Raw genomic sequence first — 21,238 nt, forward strand, 5'->3', positions numbered from 1 at the left:
CCCGATCAACCCGAAAATAGTGGGTCTCTTTCGAGTACGGGGCGGTTCGCGCCGAGCGTTTGCACAATCGAGATCTGGCGGACACAACGCATCCGCTTTGGCGACCACAGAAGATCTGATTTGCCAGGCATAGATTTTGTAGTACGGTCGAGGCGTCGGAACTTCAGCGATCGAGTCGACAACGTTCGCCGATACGAACAGAAGTCGCCGGCGAGGTAGGGGCCCGTGATTCGAGACCTTCCGTCACGGGTACGCGGTGAGTTCACCAGGCGCCGCCCCCACACGCAGGCGACCGAACGGGGCATCCACGCCCCGGGGTTCCGCAGGCAGTCAGCAAGCGAAAGAGAGGACCGAGAATGTCGAAATTCACCGTGCCGGGTCTTTCCGACGAGCAGGGAGCGCGAGTCGCCGACATCCTGCAGAAGCGGCTCAGCGCCTACAACGATCTGCATCTGACGCTCAAGCACGTTCACTGGAATGTGGTAGGTCCGAACTTCATCGGCGTGCACGAGATGATCGACCCGCAGGTCGAGTTGGTGCGCGGCTACGCAGACGCGGTCGCCGAACGCATCGCCGCCCTGGGAAAGTCGCCCGACGGCACACCGGCCGCCATCACCCGCGACCGCACGTGGGACGACTACTCCGTGAACCGCGACACGGCGCAGGCGCACCTCGGTGCCCTCGACCTCGTGTACAGCGGCGTCGTCGAGGACAACCGCAAGGCGATCGCCGAAACGGGCGACCTCGACCCGATCACCGAGGACCTTCTCATCGGCCAGACCGGCGAACTCGAGAAGTTCCAGTGGTTCGTGCGCGCCCACCTCGAGAACTCCGGCGGCAGCCTCTCCACCAACGGTGCGCAGTCCGAGAAGCAGGCCGCCTCGCAAGCGCGTTAAGTACGGACAACCCTCTTACCCACTACCGAAAGGTGACGAACATGGCTGAGAACAACAGCGGACCGGCAGAAGCCGTCAAGGGCGTCGTCGAAGACGTCAAGGGCAAAGCGAAGGAAGCCGCGGGCGCGGTGTCCGGCCAGGACGACCTCACTCGCGAGGGCAAGGCGCAGCAGGACAAAGCCGCCGCCCAGCGCGAGGCCGCCGCGAAGGAAGCCGAAGCGGAGAAGGCCCGCGGCAAGGCCGAGGCGCAAGAAGCACGCCAGCGCGCCGAACAGTGACACGCTGCGGGCCGGAACCCGGCACGCACCGAACGTCTCCGCTCCGATTGACACCGGCGACCGCCGGTGGCACTCACCCTGAAAGGACTGATACGTGCTAGGACTGGGAATTCTGGGCTGGATCATCATCGGCGGCCTCGCCGGATGGATCGGCAGCAAGATCATGAAGACCGACGCCCAGATGGGGATCATCCTCAACATCGTCGTCGGAATCGTCGGCGGACTCCTCGGCGGCTTCATCCTCAGCCTCTTCGGCACCGACGTCGAAGGCGGCGGTCTCTGGTTCAGCTTCTTCACCTGCCTCCTCGGCGCGGTGATACTCCTGTTCCTGGTCAAGCTCGTCACCGGGCGACGTGTGACGCGTTGATTTCCGGAATCGGGCCTGCCTGTCACACGATGGGCAGGCCCGATTTCTGCGTGCCCCGGCCCGGTCATCGCCCCAGCAGGCGGATCACCGCCCTCTCCACCACTTCCCGCTCTGCGTCCTCGGACGACGCCCGCCGGGCTCGCCGCAACGACGACGCGATGGTGTGCCCCGAGTCGAACGCGGTGATCACCCGCGGATCGACGTACGACGTCCGCGCGACCTGCGGGGTGTTACCCAGTACGCTCGCGACCTCGCGCATCACCTCGGTTTCCGCGGAACTGCGGGCCCGCTTCGACGAGGCGGCACCGATGTCCGCGAACGCCACCGCGGCGATCACGGTCGCGTGCCAGGTCCGAAGATCCTTGACGGTGTACTCGTCCCCCGCCACGTCCTTGAACCGGGCATTGACGTCGTCGGCATGTACCTCGAAACACTTGCCGCCCCTGCGATAGACGAGAAGCCGATCGCTCGGCGGCGCGTCCGCACGCAACAGCGAACGCAGGGCGGTCGCGAGGGCGGCGTCTTCGAACGCCAGGGTCCGCTGAACCCCGCTCTTGGCCGGGAAGTCGAGTTGCACTTCGTCGGCCCGCACGGTGACGTGTTCGCGCAGCAGTGTCGCGACACCCCGTGAACCGTGCTCCTCGGCGTACTCCTCGCCACCGATCCGCAGGACACCGCGATCGAGCATCCGCAGCGCGACCGCCTCGACGCGGTACCTCCCCCGGCCTCGGCGGCGCAGCGCTTCCCCCACGTGCTCCCGCCATTCCGGCAGGCGCGCGGCGAGCGACAGCACCCGGTCGTATTTCTCCGCGTCGCGTTCCTGCCGCCACCGTTCGTGGTACAGGTACTGGCGGCGTCCCGCGGCATCCACACCGACCGCCTGAATATGACCGTTCGCGTGCGGACAGATCCACACCTTCCGCCACGCGGGCGGGATGACCAGAGCGTCGATGCGCGCCCTGTCGTCGTCCGACACGGCGGACGACCCGTCGGGAGCCTCGTAGGAGAAGCCTCGGCCCCGCCGTCGCCGGCGAATACCCGCCGAGGACGGATCACTGTTCCGCAACCGCATCTGTGCCCCTCCTGTCCGTGCCGGAACCGTGCAGGTCTCCGGATCTCGTGATACCCACGAAGCCACACCGTCACGCGATCCGCCGATTTCGTGTGAACCAGTGGTCTCGCGTCCACAATGGGGTATTCGTTAGGAATGGACAGTCGAGGGCCGGAGCGCGACGACGCCGACTGGAACTACCGCGCCCGCCACGAGACCGAAACTCAGCGGCTCGACCGCAACTGGAGCGGTCTTCTCCAAGAACTGCGCGTCGTGCAGACCGGTGTGCAACTGCTCACCGGCTTCCTGCTGACGTTGCCGTTCCAGCAACGGTTCGAGGACCTCACGGACAGCGAGGTCGGCATCTATCTGGCGACGGTCGCCCTGTCGGTGACGTCGACGATGCTGCTCGTCGCGCCCGTCGGTCTGCACCGCATGCTGTTCCGCAGGCACGCACTCCCCGAACTTGTCGCGGCCTCGCATCGGCTCGCGATCTGTGGCATCGCCACCCTCGGCCTGGCACTGATCGGTGTGGTGGCGTTGATCTTCAGTTTCGTCATCTCACCCCTCGCAGGAGCCGTCGCCGCCGCTGTCGCATTGGCGATGTTCTGCGGACTCTGGGGCTTCGCCGCAGTCCTGCAGTCGCGGCACCGGTGAGCCCGCGTTTTGGTCCGACGGCTTCCGGGTAGGCGAAACGGGGGCAGCGGAAGGAGAGGGTGATCGTGTCCGAGAGCACGCACGGCGAGAAGGACGAACCAAAAGGTGGCCGCCCGGGCCCAGCCGATCACGGCAAGGACGGCGGCATGGCCACTAGAGAAAACGCGCCCGAGTTGACGGAGGACTCCGCCGACGCCGAAAACGACTGACAAACCCGAACCGCCGCTCGAGCACAGGAGGAATGTTGTGACGTATCAGCCGGACAACGGGCCCAGCCATGAGTTGAATTCCGAATTCCGTCCACAGGACGACGCCCATACCATGCGCAACCACGTCGGTGAAGCGATCACCGACGGCCGGAATTGGCCCGGGTACATCCTCATCGCCGCCGGAATCGCCGTGCTCGGGTTGACCCTGGTCGCGGCGGGCTACGGATTCGAGGGCTGGGCGCTGATCGGCGGAATCGCCTGCGTCCTGTGCCTCGTGCTCGGCACCGTCCTGGTTCTCCTCGAACGGCGGCGCGTCAAAGCACTCGAAGGCGAAACGTTGACCGATCAGGAAGGTCATTGACCGATCCGAAGGCGGACCTCCACGACTACCTTCAGGCCGCACGAGATGCCCTGCTGTGGAAGTTGGACGGGTTGTCCGAGTACGACATCCGCCGACCGATGACCGCGACCGGCACGAACCTGCTGGGGATGGTCAAACACCTGACCGGCGTCGAGATCGGCTACTTCGGGGAGCCGTTCTGCCGATCCGTCGAATTCCCACCGTGGGTGACCGACGACGCCGAAGACAACGCGGACATGTGGGCAACCGCCGACGAGTCCCGCGAATACGTCGTCGGCCTGTACCGCCGGGCGTGGGAGCACACGGACGCCACCATCCGGGCGCTGCCGCTCGACGCGCCCGGCCGGATACGGCACTGGCCGGAAGACCGCCGCGACGTCACGCTGCATCGGATTCTCCTGCACGTGATCGCCGAAACGCACCGGCACGCGGGGCACGCCGACATCGTCCGGGAACTCGTCGACGGAACCGTCGGACTGAGAGCGGACAACGGCAACGTGCCTACCGCAGAGCGCACGTGGTGGGAGAACTACCGGGCCCGCCTCGAACGGGCGGCGCGGGAGGCCGGCCGCGGCTGACCGCGTTCACCCGGCCGCCGGTTGCACAGTCGTCGTGGTGACAACCGGCGTGGTCGCCGCAACCGACTCCGCTGCCGGCGTCGTCGTGGGTTCCGCCGTGGTGGTCGTCACCGGGGAGGGTTCCGAGACGGCCTGCGGCGCAGACGGCGACGTCGTTGCTGCTGCGGCGGCCATCTCCGCGGCTGTCGTGGGTTCCGGCGACGTCGTGGATGCGAGCGTCGTGGGTGCCGGTGCACTGGGGGTCGTCGTGGTTGCACTGACCGAGTTGCCGGCCGGGTTGCTCGCCAACTCGGGCTTCTTCGCGTCGGTGGTGGTGGTGGGTGCGACCTGCGCCGCTTCCGCGTCCTTCGTCGAGGCGGCGGCGAGTTTCGCGGTGGGCTGCTCCGCAGCAGCCGTGCGCGCCTCGCCCTTCTCCGCTTCCTGCGCGAGGTGTGTCAGCCAGGCCGCTGCGTACTGTGCAGAGGTCAACGGTTTCCCGTTTCCTGCGTTCGCATCACGCCAGTAGTCGAAGTGGTGGCCCGTCCCCTCACCCAGCGTCTGCTGGTACGGATCGCTCATCGCCACCTGGATCGTATTCTGATTGTCCGCGATGAACCCGATGATTTCGTTCCGCACCTTGGCGGGCAGGTAGACCAAGTCGACCGCCTGATTGGACGAGATCGGACCGGCCTGCGTGTTCGATTGCGTCGCAGCGGAATCGGCGGGCTTGTATGCCGGATCCGACACCTTGACCAACACATCGAGGAACGTCTCGTCGGACTGCATCCAATTGTCCTGCGACTGGATGTCCGCGAACGCGGCGAGGGCGATCTGCCCGAGTACCACCGCGAGATCCTGTCCCGTCGCCGGGGTCAGGCCCTCCTTCTGCAGCGCGTCGATGTTCAACTGCCGTCCCGCGTTGATGGCGAGTTGCAGCAGCGCGATGTTCTCGGGTGCGGAGCAGGTCAGATCGGCTTCCGAGCAGAACGATGCCACCTTCCCGTCCAAGGCGCCGAAACTGCCGGACGTCCCGGGCAGCGCACCGCGTCCGGCGGTGCCGGTCTGACCCGACTGGTAGGCGAGATCGAAACCGTCAGGATTGCGGAATTCGTTCTCGGCGCCCGGAAATGCTCCTTCGCCGAGGGTGCGGCCGGCGTCCGCCAGGATGACGACACCGACAACGGAAGCGGGATCGAGGATGTCGTACGAACCGTCCTGGCCGTCCTGATTCCCGACTTCCATCGCAACCCGTCTCGCGACGTCGGCGCCTTCGCTGTAGCCGACGATCGAGAACTTGGTGTCCGGGCACGACGCATGAATGGAACGCATGACAGTTTCGGCGTTGTCGACGCCGGCGTTCACGGCGTCCTCGTAAGAGTTCATGTTCGCCGGGTACTCGACGTACACCGCGGCGTAGGACCCTCCGCCGACGGACTGCTGCGGCGCGTTCACCACCTCATCGATCCAGGGGCTGGCGTAGTTGCTGGAGTACGACGCGGGAAGCGGCGTGCCGTCGGGTGCCACGAGCATCTGGTGGGTGCCCGGCCTAGGGCTGTCACCACGGCCGGCCACGGCGATGCTGACCATGTCGTAGCACGCGTCCGAGGCCGCTGCGGTCAAGGCTGTCGCCGTCGTGGCAGGTGAGCCCGGGTTCGACCACGGTGTCGCGAGCAGCGCCGCCAGTCCCAGTGCGCCAGGGGCGACCAGACTGCCTGCGATCCTCCGTCGATGCGCGACCTTGCGTGCTGAAACACGACGTTTCATGGTCTACCCCATCCGTTCGTGGCGCGTGCCGAACACCCGAGTAGGTGTCAACGCGTTAACAGACAAGTCGCGCAACGCCGCAGCGGTGTTACACGGTGCCTGGCAGACGTCGTTTCAGGACGCTCGGAGATGCGCGACGAGGATCGTCTCGATTTCCGACCTCCGCGCCGCGGACGGGAGTCGTGGGGCCGCCGACCGGTAGTGATGTCCGGTCGCCTTCCTTCGCGTAATTGCACGCCGCGCACAAACCCGCCCCGTTACGTGCCGTGGTGGCGCCCTTGTTTCGGCGAAAGGATGTGGTCGTGATGGCGGATCGGGGGTCGAAAATACGTTCGATAGTACGCAGCGGTCGCAGCCGCGGCAGTAGTCGGACCGGGGTCGGTCCCCGGTCGTGCCGTCGGCTCGATCCACCGGTGGTTGTCGCCGTTCTGGCAGAATTGGGCGGACGTCGCTCGAACTGCGGCGCCCGGTTCACGCCGCGTTGTCGCACCTCGGGAGGCTAGTCATGCCGAATGAACTCTCGGCGACGGGACGTATGGGGGGCGACAGTCCCAGTGCTGTCTTCGCGAAGCTGGCCGAGATGGTGTACAACGGCGACGACTTCGATCACGTCTACCAGGCCATCTGCGATGCCGCGGCGACTCTGGTTCCCGGGTGTGCGCATGCCAGCCTCATGCTGAAGCAGAATGATCGTCACATCACCGTGGCGGCGAGCGACGAGGTCGCAGCGCACGTCGATGCACTCGAGCGAGCCGAGCAGGAAGGCCCCTGCCTCGACGCGATCGAAAACGACGCACCGCAGGTAGAGACCGAACTCGCTCGGTCGACGCAGTGGCCGCGGCTCGCCCGGCGCACAATTGCCGAGACGCCCGTCCGAGGCGCCGCAGGGTTCCGGCTCGTGATCCGCGGACGCAAGGTAGGCGCACTTAATTTGTTCGCGGACAACCCCGGAGAGTTCACCGACAAGTCGATCGATCAGGCGATTCTGATCACGGCGTTCGCGGCGGTGACCCTGACAGCGCTGCACGAACACGAGGAAGCGCAGACGCTACGTGATGGCCTCGCCAGCAACCGCGAGATCGGGAAAGCCATCGGACTGATGATGGCCTTCCACGACATCTCCGAGGACAGGGCGTTCGACCTGTTGCGTAAGACGTCGCAGGATATGAACATCAAGCTGACAGGCGTCGCACGGGAAGTCATCGCGCATCACAACTCGAAGTTCGACTGAGTTCGGGCGGTGTAGACAATCGGTTGATGCCCACCTGGTGGCGACGTAGTGTTGATCGCGCGTGGTTGAGAACACAGCCGCAGTTTGTTTGGAGGCCGCAGCAGTGCGCGGTGGACGGATTTCCGCGCACTCCCATGCCACTGTGATCCTCCTGCCGGTGCGCTCTTTCCGCCGATAGCGCACTGAGACCGACAAGGTTGCACGCGATCGGAGGGGTCATGAAACTGTCACGCATGTCGTTCCACCGCACTCCCCCGACTGCGTCACCCGCCGCCCACTCCACACGGGATGCGCTTCACGACCGCAGTCTGCGCATGACCGTCGAATTCGCACCGTTCGCCGACGCCACCGTGGGGCGGATCTCGGGCGACATCGATGTGCTCGCTGCACCATCCTTCGCGCTTGCCCTCGCTCATCTGACCGACGGGGGCGCCTTCTCACGCGTCATCGTCGACATGACGGCAGTCGACTTCGTCGGAACGTCGGGATTGTCGATCCTCTCCGAGTTCGCGGAATCGGCCAGGCGGCAGCACATTACGTGGGCGCTCGCGGGAAATCGTGCGGTATTGCGCCCCATCGAGGCCATCGGATTGAGCGCGACGATTCCGACCTTCAGCACGGTCCACGACGCGTTCGACAGGGTGGAGAAGATCGCGCACACTTGATCGGAGCGGCGATGCCTGGGAATCAACCCACCCGTGCGGGTGCGAAGTCCGCCGCTGCGGAAATCGTGAGCCGGCTTCTCGACAAGGCCGGCCCCACATACGCGTCCGCGTCGCACATCACCCTGAAAGACACTCCCACACCGCTCTTCCAACTACTGACGCTGTCGCTGCTTCTGAGCACGCGAATCTCCTCGGAGATCGCCGTCTCGGCGGCCAGGGAACTCTTTCGTGCGGGACTGCGCAGCCCGCGCGCAATGCGTGAGGGGGACCGCCGCACCATGATCTCTGCGCTCGGCCGAGGAAATTACGTTCGCTACGACGAAAGCACGGCTACCCGTCTGCACGCCGCCGCGGTGCGAGTCGACGAGGAGTACGGCGGCGACCTACGGCGGCTGGCTCGCGCCTGCGATCACGCGACCTCCGGCGCGGTCCGGTTACTGACCGAATTCGACGGGATCGGCCCGGTGGGCGCCGACATCTTTCTCCGGGAAGTGCAGGACGTGTGGCCGTGGGTGCGCCCCTACTTCGACATGCGGGCGCGCGAGTCTGCGCGCGATCTGGGGCTACCGGACGATCCCGACGCACTGTCCGACCTCGTCCCGCACGGCCGGGTCGCGGAACTGGCGGCCGCCCTCGTGCGGGTCTCCCTCGACTCGCACCTTCGCGACGAGGTGCGTGGCGAGAGTTCGTGAGAGCCGACGCCCTACTCCGGCCGAATCGCACCTTCGCGACGAGGTGCGTGGCGAGAGTTCGTGAGAGCCGACGCCCTACTCCGGCCGAATCGCAATCGACTCGCGGTCGTCGTCCTCGCGGAACATCGCTTCGATGCGGTTCTTGATCTCCACCGTGCTCATCGAGCCGCGGGAAGGGGCGAAGCCACGATTGCGAGCGGAGACGGGAGTGAAGGTGTTCATTGCCAGTGCTTTCTGTCTTCCGCGTCGGCGAGAGCCGCGGGGTGGTCGAGGGGTGCGTCCGCGATACGGACGACGGTCAGATCAGGAGCGCGGCGAGTGCAACGGCAGCGAGCACTGACACGGAAGTGGCCACCGCGACGAGAACGGACCCCGTGACGACGATGGCGGGCGCGGTCGCGGTCGCGGCCGAGACGGAAGCGATGTACACGGTCGGACGCAGCGTGTGCCGGCGTGCCGGCTCCTCGGCGCAGGACGGCGACGTCGTGCGCTGATCGTGCTGTTCCACCGTGGTGTGGGTCATGTGCTGGCGTACCCCGTAATAGCGACTGAGTGACCTGAGTCACAAACTTACGAGTACGTTGTACATCACAACATGCCCTTCGCGCCAGTGGCCGCCGTCCCCAATCGCCCCAAGGACGCCTCCCCGGTCGCCGGCGCCCCCTTCCGGCCACGCAACCGATCCGCGCGTCGGGACGTCGATTCAGGCGCGGTTGCCACGGACAGCCACCTGAGAGATGTGTGCTCCCGCCCGTGGCTAGTTGCCAGATGTGGACCTCGTGCAACGGCCGTACCCTGTCAAGCGCCGATGCCGTCGGGAGCGGTGTCCTCGCAGAGATGGGGGTCGGCATCGAATCTCATCGCTTTCCCAGCGTTGTCGTAGGTGGGCCAGCCGGGATCTCCATGGGTCGCGAAGTCGAGCCAGGTTCGATGCATCGCGTGGGTGAGCGCGTCGGGTGCGTCGTCGCCGATGAGGCCGCGGCATGCATCTGTGGTGTCGAAGACGAAGGGGACATCGAGGCCGTGTGCGGCGCCGTGCAGTGGTGATCGCCATGCGAATTCGTAGACGTAGGCGGGGCCCGGGTGACGGCGCGCGGTGCGGCGGCTCGGTGATCGGAACATCAGGTCCGTGTAGGCAGCTGTGAGTGCTTGTGCGGGCGTGACTGCCGGGTCGTGCAGACGGTGTCGTTCGAGAAGCGCTTCGGCATCGGGGTAGGTGGCGGCCAGCTCGGCTACGGCGTCGTGCGCGTCGAAGGCGGCGAACTCGTCGGCACCGAAACCGAGGTTGGCTTCCTCCAGCGTTGTGCCGATCAACAGGTCGACGCCGCGCGAGTGTGTGCTCGGAACTCCGACCGGGTCGGGGAGGACGTCGTCACCGGTGGCGGGGAGGAACAGCGCGCGACCGTGGCCCGGGTCGAAACCCTTGTCGTCGCGCAAATCTGGGCGGGATGCGTTTCTGAGCACGGCACCCTGCGCGCGCAGCAGATCGACGGCGGAGCATGCTCGGAACGCTCCGATTGTCGGGGAGGTGCCGAGCCGGGCGGCGAGTGCTTTCGTGAGTTCTTCGGCGAGCTCGAGCGGGCGGGCCATCTCGTCGTGGCCACTCTGGACGATCGCTCGCCGGAACAGTCCGGCGGCCGGCGGGGAATGCAGCAGGAACGCGACCGAGGTGCCGCCGGCCGATTCGCCGAAGACGGTGACGTCGTCCGGGTTCCCACCGAATCCGGCGATGTTGTCGCGTACCCAGCGCAATGCTGCGATCTGGTCGCGCAATCCGATGTTCGTGACCTCCCCGGGCAGCGCGAGGAAGCCCTCCGCCCCGAGTCGGTAGTTGACGGTGACCAGGACGACGCCGTCGCGCGCGAACGACGTGCCGTCGAACGCCGGGGCGGTACCCGAGCCGATCATGAACCCGCCGCCGTGGAGGTAGACCATTACCGGAAGCCCAGTCGTGCCGGGGTCCGGTGTCCAGACGTTGAGATTGAGGTAGTTGCCGTCTCCGGTTACCCATCCGGGCCCGACCAGCGGTGCCAGAGACGCCTGAGCGGGGTGCAATGGCGGCTGGGGTGCGGTCGCGCCGTAAACAGTAGCGTCCCTGGTGCCTGTCCATCGTTCGGGCGGGCCCGGGGGTGCGAATCGGAGTTCGCCCGCCGGCGCTGCCGCGTAGGGGATTCCCAGGTAGCGGGCGACCCCGTCGGTGTGGTCACCGGAGAGTCGCCCTGCCTCGGTGTTCACGGTTCGGACGGTCATCAGCGGCGTCCCCTTTCGTATGTGCGCGTCACGCCGGATGGCCGGGCCGAGGGTGGTCGTTCGAATCGGTATTCCCCCAGCCCAAGCCTCCCACGGCGCTTCGGTGACGACATGACCGCGGCATCCGATCGCTCGACACTCGAGGAAAGCGGATCACACTTCGCGTCAGAACCAGCCTTTGCGCTTCGCCCAGACGAGCAGTGCCCCGGACATTGCGAGCATGACGAGCACGATCACGGCGACGGAGGGCCACTGCGTCCGTTCGTTCACGATGACGTTCATCCCGATGATCGAGGACAGGGCGGTGATCGGCAGCGTGACGGCCGCGATGACGGCGAGTCGCTCGGCGGCGACGGTCATCTTGGTGTTGGTGCGCGCCTGGTAGAACTCGATCGTGCCCTGCAGGTAATCCTTCTGTCCTCTGGCCATCACGGTCAGATGCTGGAACTGATCGACCGCATCGAGCAGGAGGTCCCGGCCCTTACCGGTACCGAATGCCTCGATGGTGACCATCCTGCCGTACACCTCCCCGCTCAACGCGGCCATGGTGCCGACCGTGAGCAGACCGTGCCGGACCCGGAACATCTCGTCGAGAAAGGTCTCCGGATCACCGAGGTGCCCGCCGGTGACCTGCTGCTCGAGCTTCCACACGTCCTTGGTCAGTTCGGCGGTGTAAGCACGCATCCGTGCCGTCAACGCGGCGAGGAGCGCGAACGACAACTCGAATGCCGTGCCGGGCCGCAATTTGCCCGACTCCAGCCTGCCCAGCACCACATTCACCTCGACCATCGCCGTCGAGGGATCGATCGCCGGATTCACGGGGCCGTGCACTGTCACCAGGTAGCGGGCACCGATGAACTGGTCCAGTTCGACGTAGTGCACGTGCCCGTGTGCGCCCGACTGCGGCGCGTGCAGAACCACGAAGAAATGGTCCACATACCGGTGCACCTTCGGCACCTGATTGCGGTTCATCGAATCCCCGACGGCGAGAGGATGAAAATCGAAGACGGTCGTCAACGTCTCGTGTGCCTGATCGTCCCAGGTCGGGATGTCCACCCAGACCAATCCGTCGGGCCGGTCGAGCAACTCTGTCAGTTCGGTCGCCGCACAAGAACGCACACCGTCGTCGGAGATGAAGCGGACGTCCATTTCGGCCTCCTCGCCATGACGCGCCGTCACCACTGTCATAGCATCCACAGCTGCCCGGAAAGGGCAAACTGTGGAGGTGACCGACGACGGGACTGCGCTGATCGTGGTGGATGCGGCGAACGTCGTCGGTTCGCGTCCTGACGGCTGGTGGCGTGATCGCGCCGGTGCGGCCCGCCGATTGCTCGTTCAACTGGGCGCCCTGGAACAGCATCTGGACCGGCCGGCCGAGGTGGTGGTCGTGATCGAGGGTGCGGCGAAGGCCGCGGTCACCGGGGAGCCGGATCGGGAATTCGACGGTCTGCGGGTGGTGGCGGCACCCGGTTCGGGCGACGACGCGATCGTCGACGTGGTGGCCGCGGCCGCCGAAGACAGCGACCGGCCGATCACCGTCGTTACCGCGGACCGTGGGCTCCGGGCCCGAGTCGAGGCGCTGGGGGCTCGGACGGTCGGTCCGCGGTGGCTCTTTGCCCGCATCGATGCCGAGCGTTCCTGACCGTCAGCGGTGCCGCGGCGATCGCTGCCCGTCGGGGGTGACCACGAGGTCGAGGATGCGGCCGCGGACCTTCTTCCGCGCCCATCCCCACCGTCCCTGGTCGGCCAGGGCGGCGTGGGCTGCGTTGTACCCGCACATCCCGTGGACACCACCGCCCGGGTGGGTGGCGGAACTGGCCAGGTACAACCGGTCGATCGAGGTGTAGGGCCCGGACGAACCAGGCGTCGGACGGAAGACCAGCTGCTGATACAACTGGGCGGTGCCGCCGTTGACGGCACCGCCGTGCAGGTTCGCGTTACTCGCCTCGAGGTCGCCGGGACGCTGTACGTTCCGGCCGACCACGCGCTCGGCGAACCCCGGCGCGTGCGATTCGAGCATCGCATCCACGCGGTGCGCCAGCAGCTCCGCAGATTCGTCGTCGGTGATCCCCCGCGGCAGATGTGTGTAGGCCCAGGCGCTTTCGGTTCCTTCCGGGGAGCGGCTGGGGTCCGACGTCGTCATCTGGCCGAACAGCAGGAACGGGCGTTCCGGGATGATCCCCGTCGTCAGGTCGGCCATCCAGCGGACCAGCCCGTCGTCGTCGGCACCGAGGTGCACCGTTCCGGCGGATTCGAGGTTCCGGGACCGCCACGGAATCTTGCGGTCGAGTGCGTAATTCACCTTCACGACGGGGGTGTCCCATTCGAACTTCTCGAGGTCGGCGCGCACACCTGCGGGGACCACCGAGGAATCCAGCAGCCGTCCGTACAGTGCCGGCGCCGACACGTCGGCGAGCACGGCGCGGCGGGCCAGGTAGCGGTCACCGCCCGCCGTCCGAACGTGGGTGGCCGCTCCCCCGCCGACCTCGATCGAGGTCACCTCCTCGCCGCAGCGGACCTGTGCGCCGTCTCGTCTCGCCCGCTCCGCCATCGCGGCCGAGAGTGCGCCTGCGCCACCGACCGGGACGACGTACCCGTCGTCCTGCGCGAGCATGGTCAGGAGATATCCCATGACCCCGCTTCCCGGCGCGTCGACGGGGGTGTCGGCGTGCATTGCGTTACCCAGCAACAACACTCGGGCAGCTTCGCCGTCGAACAATTCGTGCGTCATCCGGCGTGCAGGCAGCATGAGGAAACGCACGAACCGCAGGGCTTCCGCGGTGCCGAGCTGGGACAGCAGCCGGCGTGGTCCCCGGACGGGCGGGAACGGACGGAACAGCGTGTCGAGGAACGGCTCCTTGACGTCCTTCCACTGCTCGAAGAGCCGGAGCCACGCCTGCCCGTCCCCCGGTTGCCTGCGCTCGAGGTCGGCCGCGGTGTCGGCCGGATCCCGGCGGATCATCGGGGCATCGTCGTCGTCCGGGTGCCGGGGGTGCCCGACTGCGGCGGGGGCCTGAGTCCATCGCAGTCCCACTCCCCCGAGGTCGAGGTGCCGGATCGCCGGAGACACCGCCGCGAGCGGATAGAACGCGCTGAACAGGTCGGTGCGGAAACCCGGGAAGAGTTCCGCCGACCGCACTGCGCCGCCCGGCTCGGGTTGCTGTTCGAGGAGCACGACGTCCCAGCCGGCCGCGGCCAGGGTGGCCGTCGCGGCCAGCCCGTTCGGCCCGGCCCCGATGACGACGGCGTCGACTGTCTGCACGGTCACGATGTCAGGGTTTCGTGTTTCGCTCGGCGAGGAACGAAAGTCGGCGCAGGCACTCGAGATTGCGCGGGAGCACCGCCAGGTCCTGTGCCATCCTCGGAACCCAGGTCAACGGGGCGGAGGCCGCGACCTCGGACATCTGGAGGTGGCAACCGGATTCACGCGGCTCCAGGCGAAGACGCACAATCGCTTTGGTGGGGGTCACCTGCGCCAGCAGCCGGAGTTCACGGTTCTCCTCGGAGAGGAGCACCTCGGTGGAGTCGTCGATCAGTGCGGGCCAGGCGCCGACGGAATGGTGCAGACGGCTTCCCACCGCGGGCCAGTCGGCGGACACGGCACGCATCCGTGACGCCCCGACCACCCACGACGGGTACAGCCACCCGTTGGCGAGGACGGACCATACATCCGAAGCCGAAGCCGACGTGTCGCGATGTGCTTCGATGACGACCACTCCCTCGAATCGGTACCTGACGACTCTCCGCGCTTACCCTCCCCGGCCGCATCGAAAACGTGATCCGCGTCGCGGTGGCCACCGACCCCGGCCTGTGGTTGGCTCGAGCGCATGACTGCGGAATCCCTGTCTCCCACCCGAGCGGCGCTGTTCGACGTCGACGGCACGCTGGTCGATTCCAACTACCTGCACGTGCGGGCGTGGCAACGGGCGTTCCGGGAGGTCGGGCACGACGTGGACGCGTGGCGGGTGCATCGTGGGATCGGGCTGGATTCGTCGCTGCTCCTGGAATCGCTGCTCGGAGACGACGCGCAGACGCTCGGGGATCGTGCGAAGGACCTCCACAGTACGTATTACCTCGGCGCACGGGACAGCATGCGGCCGCTGGCCGGAGCCCGGGAACTGATTCGTGAACTGCACGGGCGCGGCGTGCAGGTCGTCCTCGCCACCTCCGCCCCCGAGGAGGAATTGGATGTGTTGCGGGAGATCCTGTCGGTCGACTCGTGCATCGCACACGCCACCTCGTCCGCGGACGTCGATAACGCGAAACCGGATCCCGGAGTGGTGCGGGCGGCTCTGGACCGTGCGTCCGTGTCCGCGGACTCCGCGGTGATGGTGGGTGACGCGGTATGGGACGCCGAGGCTGCGTCCCGGGCCGGTGTCACGTTCGTCGGTGTCCTCAGTGGCGGCATCTCCCGCGCCGAATTGACGGCAGCCGGCGCGGTGGCCGTGTTCGAGGACGCACAGGACCTACTGGACCACCTCGAGTCCAGTCCGCTGTCGGAGCTCTGGGGGAACTAGGCGCCGCGCGACGACCACGCCTGCGCGATGTCGGGATACGCCTCGGCGATCTCGTCGACCCGGTCGTCGCTCGCGTTGTCGATCTCGGCCCGATGGCGCTGGGCTGTCACCAGCGGCCCCTCCGAACCCGAACCGCCGGCCGGCGCGTTTGCCTCCCATTCGTGGATCACCTCGTCGAGGCGGAGGGCCACGAACTCCTTCTTGGTGTCACTCATCATCTGTTCCTTTCCGACAATTCAGGCCTGCGCTCCGATTTCCTCCCCGGACGCGAACCGTGATTCCGAATCGGTGACCAGCCCGATCGACACGAGTGGGCGCGGGAAGATCAGATCGGTGAGGTAGGCGAGTGCGACCGCCCAGCGGTTGGCGGCGTTCGGCATGGCGTAGAGGTGATAAGCCCGGGTGACCACCTTCGCGAGGAACCCCGACAGCCGGATGCCGAAGGGATTGGCGACCGCGAACCCCGGGCCGAGATCCACGACGAGACCCATGTCGCGATGGGTGTACGGTTCCGCGTCACCCACGCCGAGGCTCGCCGCGACGTTGCGGGCGAGGGCCCGCCCCTGCCGGACGGCGTGCTGCGCGGTGGGCGGGGTGATCGATCCGCTGTTCTTCGGATCCGGAACGGCCGCGGCGTCGCCGCCCGCGAAGACGTCGGGATGCCCGTCGACCGACAGATCGGGGCGCACCGTCAATCTGCCCTTCTCGGTGGGCAATCCGAGCGTGTCGACGAGGGGGCTGGCGGTCACCCCCGTCACCCAGGCGACCGTCCGGGTGGGAATCACGGTTCCGTCGTCGAGGGTGACGTGCTCGGGTCCGAGTTCCGTCAGGGTGGTGTCGAGTCGCACGTCGATACCACGGGAGCGCAGCACCTCCAGCACCTTGTCTCCCAGCTTCTCGCCCACCTCGGGCATCACCTTGTCGGCGGCGTCGAGCAGCAGGAACCGGATCTTCGCGGGGTCGAGGTTGCGGCGGGACGCTGCTTCGTCGGCCAGGGCGCGGAGTTGGGCCGTGAGTTCGGTGCCCGCGTAGGAGGCACCGACCACGACGACCGTCCGGCGGGCGTCGGCGACCCGGGGGTCGGTGTCCCGCTCGGCGAGTTCGATCTGGGTGAGCAGCTGGTCGCGAAAGTACAGCGCCTCGGCCGGCGTCTTCAGTCCCCTGGCATGCTCGGCGAGGCCGGGAATGTCGAACAGTCGGGTCACCGATCCGGGGGTGAGCACCACCCGGTCCCATGCCACCTGCTCCACACCCTGCTCGCAGTCGGTGACGTGCACGGTGCGGGCCTCGAAGTCGACGGCGTCGACCCGGCCCGTCACCAGTTCGACGTCCGGCAGCGCCTCGGACAGCGGCACGGTGACGAACCTCGCGTCCAGGATTCCGCCCGCCACCTCGGGCAGGAGCGGTGTGTAGAGCATGTAGTCGTGGGGCGAGATCATGATGACGCGGGCGTCGGTCCCCCGGAGGCGCTGCGCCAGAGCGCGGGCGCATTCGAATCCGGCGAAGCCGCTGCCCACGACGACGATGCGAGTCGGCTCTCCAGCTGATTCCTGGGTCATACGGAACGCTTTCCCCAACGACGCGTCGAACGAAACAATCCCCCGGTCACGACCGCGGCGGTGTGAGGACGGCGAATTCGGGTACTCGACCGGCGGAGAACGATCGACGGGATCGAATGCGAAGGGCGGGAACATGAGTGCGGCATCGAAAGTGATGTACAAACCGTTGGCGCTGGCTGCGAGTGTCGCCGGCGGACTGGCGGCGAGCGCCGTGTTCGGTCAGGTGTGGAAGCGTGTCGCAGGCGAATCCGAGGCTCCCGACCCCAAGGATCTGTCCCGCAGCACCCGCGAAGTGCTGATCGCGGCCGCCGTGCAGGGCATCGTGTTCGGCCTGGTCAAGGCGGCGGTCGACCGGGCGGGTGCCCAGGGGTACCGGAAGCTGGCCCACGCCGACCCCCGGTAGAGCGAGGCACTTGTCCCAGCACACCCCTAGGCTGAGCCGATGCGTACCCGTTTCGCGGAAAATCTCGATAGCCTGTCCGGCGATCTCGCTGCGATGTGCCGGCTGTCCGTCACCGCGATGTCGGAGGCGAGCGACGCACTGCTGCAGGCCGACCTCGAGCTCGCCGAGCACGTCATCGATGTGAGCGCGGAGCTCGACGATGCCGCGGCGCACTGGGAGAAACGTGCGTTCGCGCTCCTGGCGCTGCAGGCGCCGGTGGCTCACGATCTCCGATTCATGGTCGGCGGGCTCCACATCTCCGCGGATCTGCACAGGATGGGCGGTCTCGCCGTGCATATCGCGAAGATCGCCCGCCGGCGGCATCCCGACTACGTCGTCCCCGACGAGGTACGGGACGTGTTCACCGAGATGGGCACCGTTGCTGTCGCGCAGGCGAGGGAGACCGAACAGGTGCTGCAGCACCGCGACCCCGAGCGCGCCCGCGGATTGCTGACGGCGGACGAGGCGATGGACGACCTGCACCGCAGCCTGTTCACGATCACCCAGGCGGAGGACTGGCCGCACGGTGTCCAGTCGGCCGTCGACATCACCCTGCTCGGCCGCTTCTACGAGCGGTTCTGCGACCACACGGTGGAGATCGGCAGGCGTGTCATCTTCCTGGAGACCGGCAGTCTGCCCGAACAGTGAGAGCGCCGACCGGTCAGCTCAGCCCTTCCGCCGCCGCGACTGACGGCGTCGCACCCCGGGTGTAGACGTCGAGATGGAAGTCCGCGTCGCGGTACGACCCGACGCGGCGGAGGCCGTCGCGCGCCGCGACGGCGTCGTGCACCGCGTGGCCGGTCTGCGGGTATTCGGGCACCGGATGCTGCCAATGCACCGCCACGAGGGTGCCGCCCTCCTCCAGGGCGTCGACGGCCCGCCCCAGCACGATGCCCAGGTCTGCGGGCGTCAGGTAGTACAGCACCTCGCTGAGCACGACGAGGTCGAAGGTGCCTGCCGGCCACGGATCCAGGAGCGACGCCCGGTCCAGGTCCACCCGGTCGGCCACTCCCTCACGGCGCACCCGGTCCCGCGCGCTCGCCAACGCGCGAGGCACCACGTCCGTCGCGACGACCCGGTCGCAGCGTCTCGCCAACTGCGCCGTCAGTACCCCGATCGAGCATCCCGGTTCGAACGCCCGCCGATAGTGCGGACGGGGCAGCGCGGCGAGGGTGAGCGCATACTTGCGGCGCTCGTACCACCGGTCGTCGAACCCCCACGGGTCCGCCGAGTCCGCGTACATCGACTCGAAGTAGCCGGGATCCATCGCGCTCACCACAGCACCCGTTCCGTCGTTCGCATCAGTCGCGCCAGCACCCACGGCGGGAGGATCGCGGCGTCCCGGGGGTCCTCGGACAGTGGCTGGATCTGGGTGCGGAATTCGTCGACGGCCCGGCGTTTGCGCGCCAGTATGTCGGGCGTCGGTGCCAGTGCGCGCATCCGGTTCCACGGCACCGATGCATCGGCCGGCCGGGCCCAGTGCCACATCCAGACCGGGTACTCCACCAGACGGTGGCCGGTAATCGAACATGCCTGCGCCGCAGCCCTTCCGGTGGCTTCGTGATCGGGGTGACCGTCACCCCGCCAGGTCGCGAGGACCCACACTGCCTCCCTGGCCCGGGCTGTCGCGGTGAGCACGTCGACGAGGCGCGTGGTGAGTTCGCGTTCGCGCGCGCACACCCCCCCGTCCGGCAATCCGAGGCGGAGTGGTTCGCCGACGCTCAACAGCGCTGTCGCGCGGTTCGATTCGGCGATCCGCGCGGCCGCCAGCGCGGCGGGTGACAGGGTCGGCGACTGCGGATGCGACGCCCCGCCGTCGGTGACGGCCACGACCTGGACGGGAACACCGGCGGTTGCGGCGGTGGCCATCAGGGCGCCCACGCCGAGTACCTCGTCGTCGGGATGCGGCGCGACGACGACCAAGCGGTCGCATTCCGTGAGCGGTATCGGCGGACACCGGACGGAGGCCAGCCACGGCTGCCACACGTGCTCCGGGGTGCCCCGGCCGGCTACGGGTGTCTCCCGGAATCTGGTGGCGTTGTCCACGGTCAGTCCTCCCCCGCGACGAGTTCGCCGAGTGTCGCGAGATCGCGCTCGGCGTGGGATTGCCGGATGTAGACGAGCAGGTCCGCGACGTTGCGGGCATGGTCTGCGTCGGCCGCGAGCGGAGCGGCGCCCAGCGCGCGGCCGACGCGGTCGATCACCTCGCTCGCGGTGCGCTCGACGAGCCCCCGCACCCGGAACGCACACACCTGGGCGGACCTTCGATCGAGCGGACCCGAGTCCACCTCCGCGGCCGCCGATTCGAGTGCCCATCGTGTCGCGCTGACGGCGACGTCGATCGCGCCGAGGTGCGCGAGTTGGTGACTGTCCGCCCGGCCGCCGCGCGCGCGAACCCGCAGCGGTTCCGCGACGGCGAGGGCGCCACCGAACCAGCACGCCGCCACCCCGATGCCGCCGTGCCAGAACCCTGCCCGGTCGAGGTACCGGTCCGCGGCGCCGACGGCTCGCGCGGGAACGCCGTCGAACGTCACCGTCTCGGTGTCCGTCGCCGCCATCCCGGGATTGCGCCAGCCCCCGTGACCCGGCGTGACCCCGGGTTCGCGAAGATCGACGGCGAACAGCCGGGGTTGCCCGTCGACGCGCGCCGTGACCAGGGCGTGCGTGCACATCGACGCTCCGGAGCACCACGCCTTCGTTCCCCGCAGTCGCCATCCGCTCGCGTCGTGGGTGGCGTCCAGGACCGGGTGTGGTGGTTCGCTGGCCCAGACTCCCCACCACTCGTCCCGGCCTGCGCGGGTGCCGTCGATCTCGGCGAGGATCGCGTCCGCGTCGGCGTGTGCCTCGAGCAGCCGGCCGACCGAGAGGTCGCGGCGGCACCACTCCGTGAGCTGCGCCCACCGGGCCGCGGTGAACCCGCCGCCGGGCAGCGGCAGTTCCGCAGCACCCGAGCGGATGATCGCCCGCACGGCGGCGTGGGTCGGGCTGCTGTCGTGGGTGACGTCGGTGCTCATCGGTCCTGCAGTCCCTCCAGGTAGGTGGCGAAGCCCTGTGGGGCGCGGGCGTCGGCTCGTGCCGACGTCTCCACCGGCGCGTCGATACTCCACACCACGTGCGCTCCGCGTTCGACCATCCGCTGCACCAGGTCCACGTCCTCGTGCGCGGGCAGGGCGGCGAACCCGCCCACCGCCCGGTACAGGTCCGCGGAGAATCCCAGGGACGCGCCGTGCACGTGTCCGTGGGCGGTTCCGGAGCGGTAGGCGCTGCCGTACCGCGACCGGACGTGGTCGGGCCACGCCGACCAGTCGGTGACCGTCACCGTGCCCGCCACCAGCTGCGCCCCGCGACTCGCGTGCTGCAGCTGGGAGGACAGCCAGTGCGCGGGGACGATCGAATCCGCGTCCGTGGTCGCGAACCATTCGTGTGGGCGCGCGGCGACCGAGTCGAAACCCGCGCGCCGGGCGGCGCCGACGTTCCGTGCACCCAGCACCACGACCTCGACGTCCGCCGCGCGGGCGACGGCCTCGCTGCCGTCGGTGCAGCCGTCGAGCACCACCACCGTCGTGACCGGCACCGGCACCTGCCGGGCGGCGGTCTGCACCCCGTCGAGGCAGCACGACAGCAGTGCTTCCTCGTCGTGGGCGGGCACGACCACCGTGATGTGTTCGACGCGCATGACGTCCCTTCCGCTCAGCCACTGTTCCGGGTTCAGCAAGTACCCAGTCCGTCGGCGGCGGAACCA

At 67.9% G+C, this 21,238-nt stretch carries 28 protein-coding genes and 1 pseudogene; 14 read left to right on the forward strand and 15 right to left on the reverse strand.

Annotated features, from left to right (window positions below; translation table 11 throughout):
• Nucleotides 1-356 precede the first annotated feature (356 nt).
• The 3 genes from CA951_RS14025 (at nucleotide 357) to CA951_RS14035 (ending at nucleotide 1,541) form a co-directional block, all read left to right on the forward strand.
• Nucleotides 357-896 carry a Dps family protein gene (locus CA951_RS14025; protein WP_087557406.1) on the forward strand — a complete coding sequence of 180 codons (540 nt, stop codon included), beginning with the start codon at nucleotides 357-359 and terminating at the stop codon, nucleotides 894-896.
• Nucleotides 897-937: 41 nt separating this feature from the next.
• Nucleotides 938-1,174 carry a hypothetical protein gene (locus tag CA951_RS14030; RefSeq protein ID WP_005570747.1) on the forward strand — a complete coding sequence of 79 codons (237 nt, stop codon included), beginning with the start codon at nucleotides 938-940 and terminating at the stop codon, nucleotides 1,172-1,174.
• 94 nt (nucleotides 1,175-1,268) lie between these two features.
• Nucleotides 1,269-1,541 carry a GlsB/YeaQ/YmgE family stress response membrane protein gene (locus CA951_RS14035; RefSeq protein ID WP_087557407.1) on the forward strand — a complete coding sequence of 91 codons (273 nt, stop codon included), beginning with the start codon at nucleotides 1,269-1,271 and terminating at the stop codon, nucleotides 1,539-1,541.
• 64 nt (nucleotides 1,542-1,605) lie between these two features.
• Here the strand turns inward: CA951_RS14035 and CA951_RS14040 are convergent, their stop codons facing one another.
• Nucleotides 1,606-2,613 (reverse strand): DNA topoisomerase IB, encoded by a 1,008-nt coding sequence (locus CA951_RS14040; protein WP_087557408.1) that lies wholly within the window; start codon nucleotides 2,611-2,613, stop codon nucleotides 1,606-1,608.
• 135 nt (nucleotides 2,614-2,748) lie between these two features.
• Between CA951_RS14040 and CA951_RS14045 the strand changes: the two genes are divergently transcribed.
• The 4 genes from CA951_RS14045 to CA951_RS14055 all read left to right on the forward strand — a co-directional run bounded on the left by CA951_RS14045 (nucleotide 2,749) and on the right by CA951_RS14055 (nucleotide 4,397).
• On the forward strand, nucleotides 2,749-3,249 hold the full coding sequence (locus CA951_RS14045; RefSeq protein WP_087557409.1) for a DUF6328 family protein: 501 nt from the start codon (nucleotides 2,749-2,751) through the stop codon (nucleotides 3,247-3,249).
• A 65-nt stretch (nucleotides 3,250-3,314) separates the two neighbouring features.
• A complete protein-coding gene (locus tag CA951_RS43435; RefSeq protein WP_179220188.1) occupies nucleotides 3,315-3,458 on the forward strand; it encodes a hypothetical protein in 144 nt (47 codons plus the stop codon).
• Nucleotides 3,459-3,495: 37 nt separating this feature from the next.
• Nucleotides 3,496-3,819, forward strand: a complete 324-nt coding sequence (locus CA951_RS14050; RefSeq protein WP_087557410.1) for a hypothetical protein — start codon at nucleotides 3,496-3,498, stop codon at nucleotides 3,817-3,819.
• Nucleotides 3,816-4,397 (forward strand): DinB family protein, encoded by a 582-nt coding sequence (locus tag CA951_RS14055; RefSeq protein ID WP_087557411.1) that lies wholly within the window; start codon nucleotides 3,816-3,818, stop codon nucleotides 4,395-4,397. The genes CA951_RS14050 and CA951_RS14055 overlap by 4 nt, the downstream gene beginning before the upstream one ends.
• A gap of 6 nt (nucleotides 4,398-4,403) precedes the next feature.
• Here CA951_RS14055 and CA951_RS14060 read toward each other — a convergent pair whose 3' ends face one another.
• Nucleotides 4,404-6,140, reverse strand: a complete 1,737-nt coding sequence (locus CA951_RS14060) for a cutinase family protein (RefSeq protein ID WP_087557412.1) — start codon at nucleotides 6,138-6,140, stop codon at nucleotides 4,404-4,406.
• A gap of 114 nt (nucleotides 6,141-6,254) precedes the next feature.
• Nucleotides 6,255-6,457, reverse strand: a pseudogene (locus CA951_RS44185) (HNH endonuclease); the annotation flags it as partial.
• Nucleotides 6,458-6,645: 188 nt separating this feature from the next.
• On the opposite strand from CA951_RS44185, the gene CA951_RS14070 reads away from it, so the two are divergent.
• From CA951_RS14070 to CA951_RS14080, 3 genes are all read left to right on the forward strand, one after another.
• Nucleotides 6,646-7,371, forward strand: a complete 726-nt coding sequence (locus CA951_RS14070) for a GAF and ANTAR domain-containing protein (RefSeq protein ID WP_087557413.1) — start codon at nucleotides 6,646-6,648, stop codon at nucleotides 7,369-7,371.
• Between the two features lie 314 nt (nucleotides 7,372-7,685).
• On the forward strand, nucleotides 7,686-8,036 hold the full coding sequence (locus CA951_RS14075; RefSeq protein ID WP_087557563.1) for an STAS domain-containing protein: 351 nt from the start codon (nucleotides 7,686-7,688) through the stop codon (nucleotides 8,034-8,036).
• Nucleotides 8,037-8,047: 11 nt separating this feature from the next.
• Nucleotides 8,048-8,728, forward strand: a complete 681-nt coding sequence (locus tag CA951_RS14080; RefSeq protein ID WP_087557414.1) for an endonuclease — start codon at nucleotides 8,048-8,050, stop codon at nucleotides 8,726-8,728.
• A 75-nt stretch (nucleotides 8,729-8,803) separates the two neighbouring features.
• On the opposite strand, the gene CA951_RS43440 is transcribed toward CA951_RS14080, so the two are convergent.
• From CA951_RS43440 to CA951_RS14095, 4 genes are all read right to left on the reverse strand, one after another.
• Nucleotides 8,804-8,950, reverse strand: a complete 147-nt coding sequence (locus CA951_RS43440) for a hypothetical protein (protein WP_179220199.1) — start codon at nucleotides 8,948-8,950, stop codon at nucleotides 8,804-8,806.
• Between the two features lie 76 nt (nucleotides 8,951-9,026).
• A complete protein-coding gene (locus CA951_RS14085; RefSeq protein WP_087557415.1) occupies nucleotides 9,027-9,251 on the reverse strand; it encodes a hypothetical protein in 225 nt (74 codons plus the stop codon).
• Between the two features lie 275 nt (nucleotides 9,252-9,526).
• Nucleotides 9,527-10,978, reverse strand: a complete 1,452-nt coding sequence (locus CA951_RS14090) for a carboxylesterase/lipase family protein (protein ID WP_087557416.1) — start codon at nucleotides 10,976-10,978, stop codon at nucleotides 9,527-9,529.
• Between the two features lie 165 nt (nucleotides 10,979-11,143).
• Nucleotides 11,144-12,127: a magnesium transporter CorA family protein gene (locus CA951_RS14095; RefSeq protein ID WP_087557417.1), complete on the reverse strand. Its 984-nt coding sequence runs from the start codon at nucleotides 12,125-12,127 to the stop codon at nucleotides 11,144-11,146.
• Between the two features lie 76 nt (nucleotides 12,128-12,203).
• Between CA951_RS14095 and CA951_RS14100 the strand changes: the two genes are divergently transcribed.
• Entirely contained in the window at nucleotides 12,204-12,620 is a 417-nt protein-coding gene (locus CA951_RS14100; protein WP_087557564.1) for an NYN domain-containing protein, read from the forward strand.
• A gap of 3 nt (nucleotides 12,621-12,623) precedes the next feature.
• Here CA951_RS14100 and CA951_RS14105 read toward each other — a convergent pair whose 3' ends face one another.
• A complete protein-coding gene (locus CA951_RS14105; RefSeq protein WP_087557418.1) occupies nucleotides 12,624-14,246 on the reverse strand; it encodes an NAD(P)/FAD-dependent oxidoreductase in 1,623 nt (540 codons plus the stop codon).
• A 4-nt stretch (nucleotides 14,247-14,250) separates the two neighbouring features.
• Nucleotides 14,251-14,694 (reverse strand): SRPBCC family protein, encoded by a 444-nt coding sequence (locus tag CA951_RS14110; RefSeq protein WP_087557419.1) that lies wholly within the window; start codon nucleotides 14,692-14,694, stop codon nucleotides 14,251-14,253.
• Nucleotides 14,695-14,805: 111 nt separating this feature from the next.
• Here CA951_RS14110 and CA951_RS14115 point away from each other — a divergent pair, with 111 nt between their 5' ends.
• Complete coding sequence (locus CA951_RS14115; protein ID WP_087557420.1) at nucleotides 14,806-15,495, forward strand: HAD family hydrolase; 690 nt, start codon at nucleotides 14,806-14,808, stop codon at nucleotides 15,493-15,495.
• On the opposite strand, the gene CA951_RS14120 is transcribed toward CA951_RS14115, so the two are convergent.
• Nucleotides 15,492-15,710, reverse strand: a complete 219-nt coding sequence (locus tag CA951_RS14120) for a hypothetical protein (protein ID WP_087557565.1) — start codon at nucleotides 15,708-15,710, stop codon at nucleotides 15,492-15,494. The two genes, CA951_RS14115 and CA951_RS14120, sit on opposite strands and share 4 nt — an antisense overlap.
• Nucleotides 15,711-15,731: 21 nt before the next feature.
• Entirely contained in the window at nucleotides 15,732-17,054 is a 1,323-nt protein-coding gene (locus tag CA951_RS14125; protein WP_087557566.1) for an NAD(P)/FAD-dependent oxidoreductase, read from the reverse strand.
• A 133-nt stretch (nucleotides 17,055-17,187) separates the two neighbouring features.
• Between CA951_RS14125 and CA951_RS14130 the strand changes: the two genes are divergently transcribed.
• Both CA951_RS14130 and phoU read left to right on the forward strand, forming a co-directional pair.
• Nucleotides 17,188-17,457, forward strand: coding sequence for a DUF4235 domain-containing protein (locus tag CA951_RS14130; protein ID WP_087557421.1), 270 nt, complete (start codon nucleotides 17,188-17,190; stop codon nucleotides 17,455-17,457).
• A gap of 39 nt (nucleotides 17,458-17,496) precedes the next feature.
• Entirely contained in the window at nucleotides 17,497-18,144 is a 648-nt protein-coding gene (phoU, locus tag CA951_RS14135) for a phosphate signaling complex protein PhoU (RefSeq protein WP_087557422.1), read from the forward strand.
• A gap of 13 nt (nucleotides 18,145-18,157) precedes the next feature.
• Here the strand turns inward: phoU and CA951_RS14140 are convergent, their stop codons facing one another.
• From CA951_RS14140 to CA951_RS14155, 4 genes are read right to left on the reverse strand one after another with little or no spacing between them, the layout of a single operon-like run.
• Nucleotides 18,158-18,775 carry a class I SAM-dependent methyltransferase gene (locus CA951_RS14140; RefSeq protein WP_087557423.1) on the reverse strand — a complete coding sequence of 206 codons (618 nt, stop codon included), beginning with the start codon at nucleotides 18,773-18,775 and terminating at the stop codon, nucleotides 18,158-18,160.
• Nucleotides 18,769-19,542, reverse strand: a complete 774-nt coding sequence (locus CA951_RS14145; protein ID WP_087557424.1) for a PIG-L deacetylase family protein — start codon at nucleotides 19,540-19,542, stop codon at nucleotides 18,769-18,771. The genes CA951_RS14140 and CA951_RS14145 overlap by 7 nt, the downstream gene beginning before the upstream one ends.
• Before the next feature lie 2 nt (nucleotides 19,543-19,544).
• Nucleotides 19,545-20,510 carry an acyl-CoA dehydrogenase family protein gene (locus CA951_RS14150; RefSeq protein WP_087557425.1) on the reverse strand — a complete coding sequence of 322 codons (966 nt, stop codon included), beginning with the start codon at nucleotides 20,508-20,510 and terminating at the stop codon, nucleotides 19,545-19,547.
• A complete protein-coding gene (locus CA951_RS14155; RefSeq protein ID WP_087557426.1) occupies nucleotides 20,507-21,172 on the reverse strand; it encodes a glycosyltransferase family 2 protein in 666 nt (221 codons plus the stop codon). Before CA951_RS14155 ends, CA951_RS14150 begins: the two co-directional genes overlap by 4 nt.
• Nucleotides 21,173-21,238 lie beyond the last annotated feature (66 nt).

It is taken from the genome of Rhodococcus sp. NCIMB 12038, from assembly GCF_002165735.1.
In the GTDB taxonomy this organism is placed as follows: domain Bacteria; phylum Actinomycetota; class Actinomycetes; order Mycobacteriales; family Mycobacteriaceae; genus Rhodococcus_F.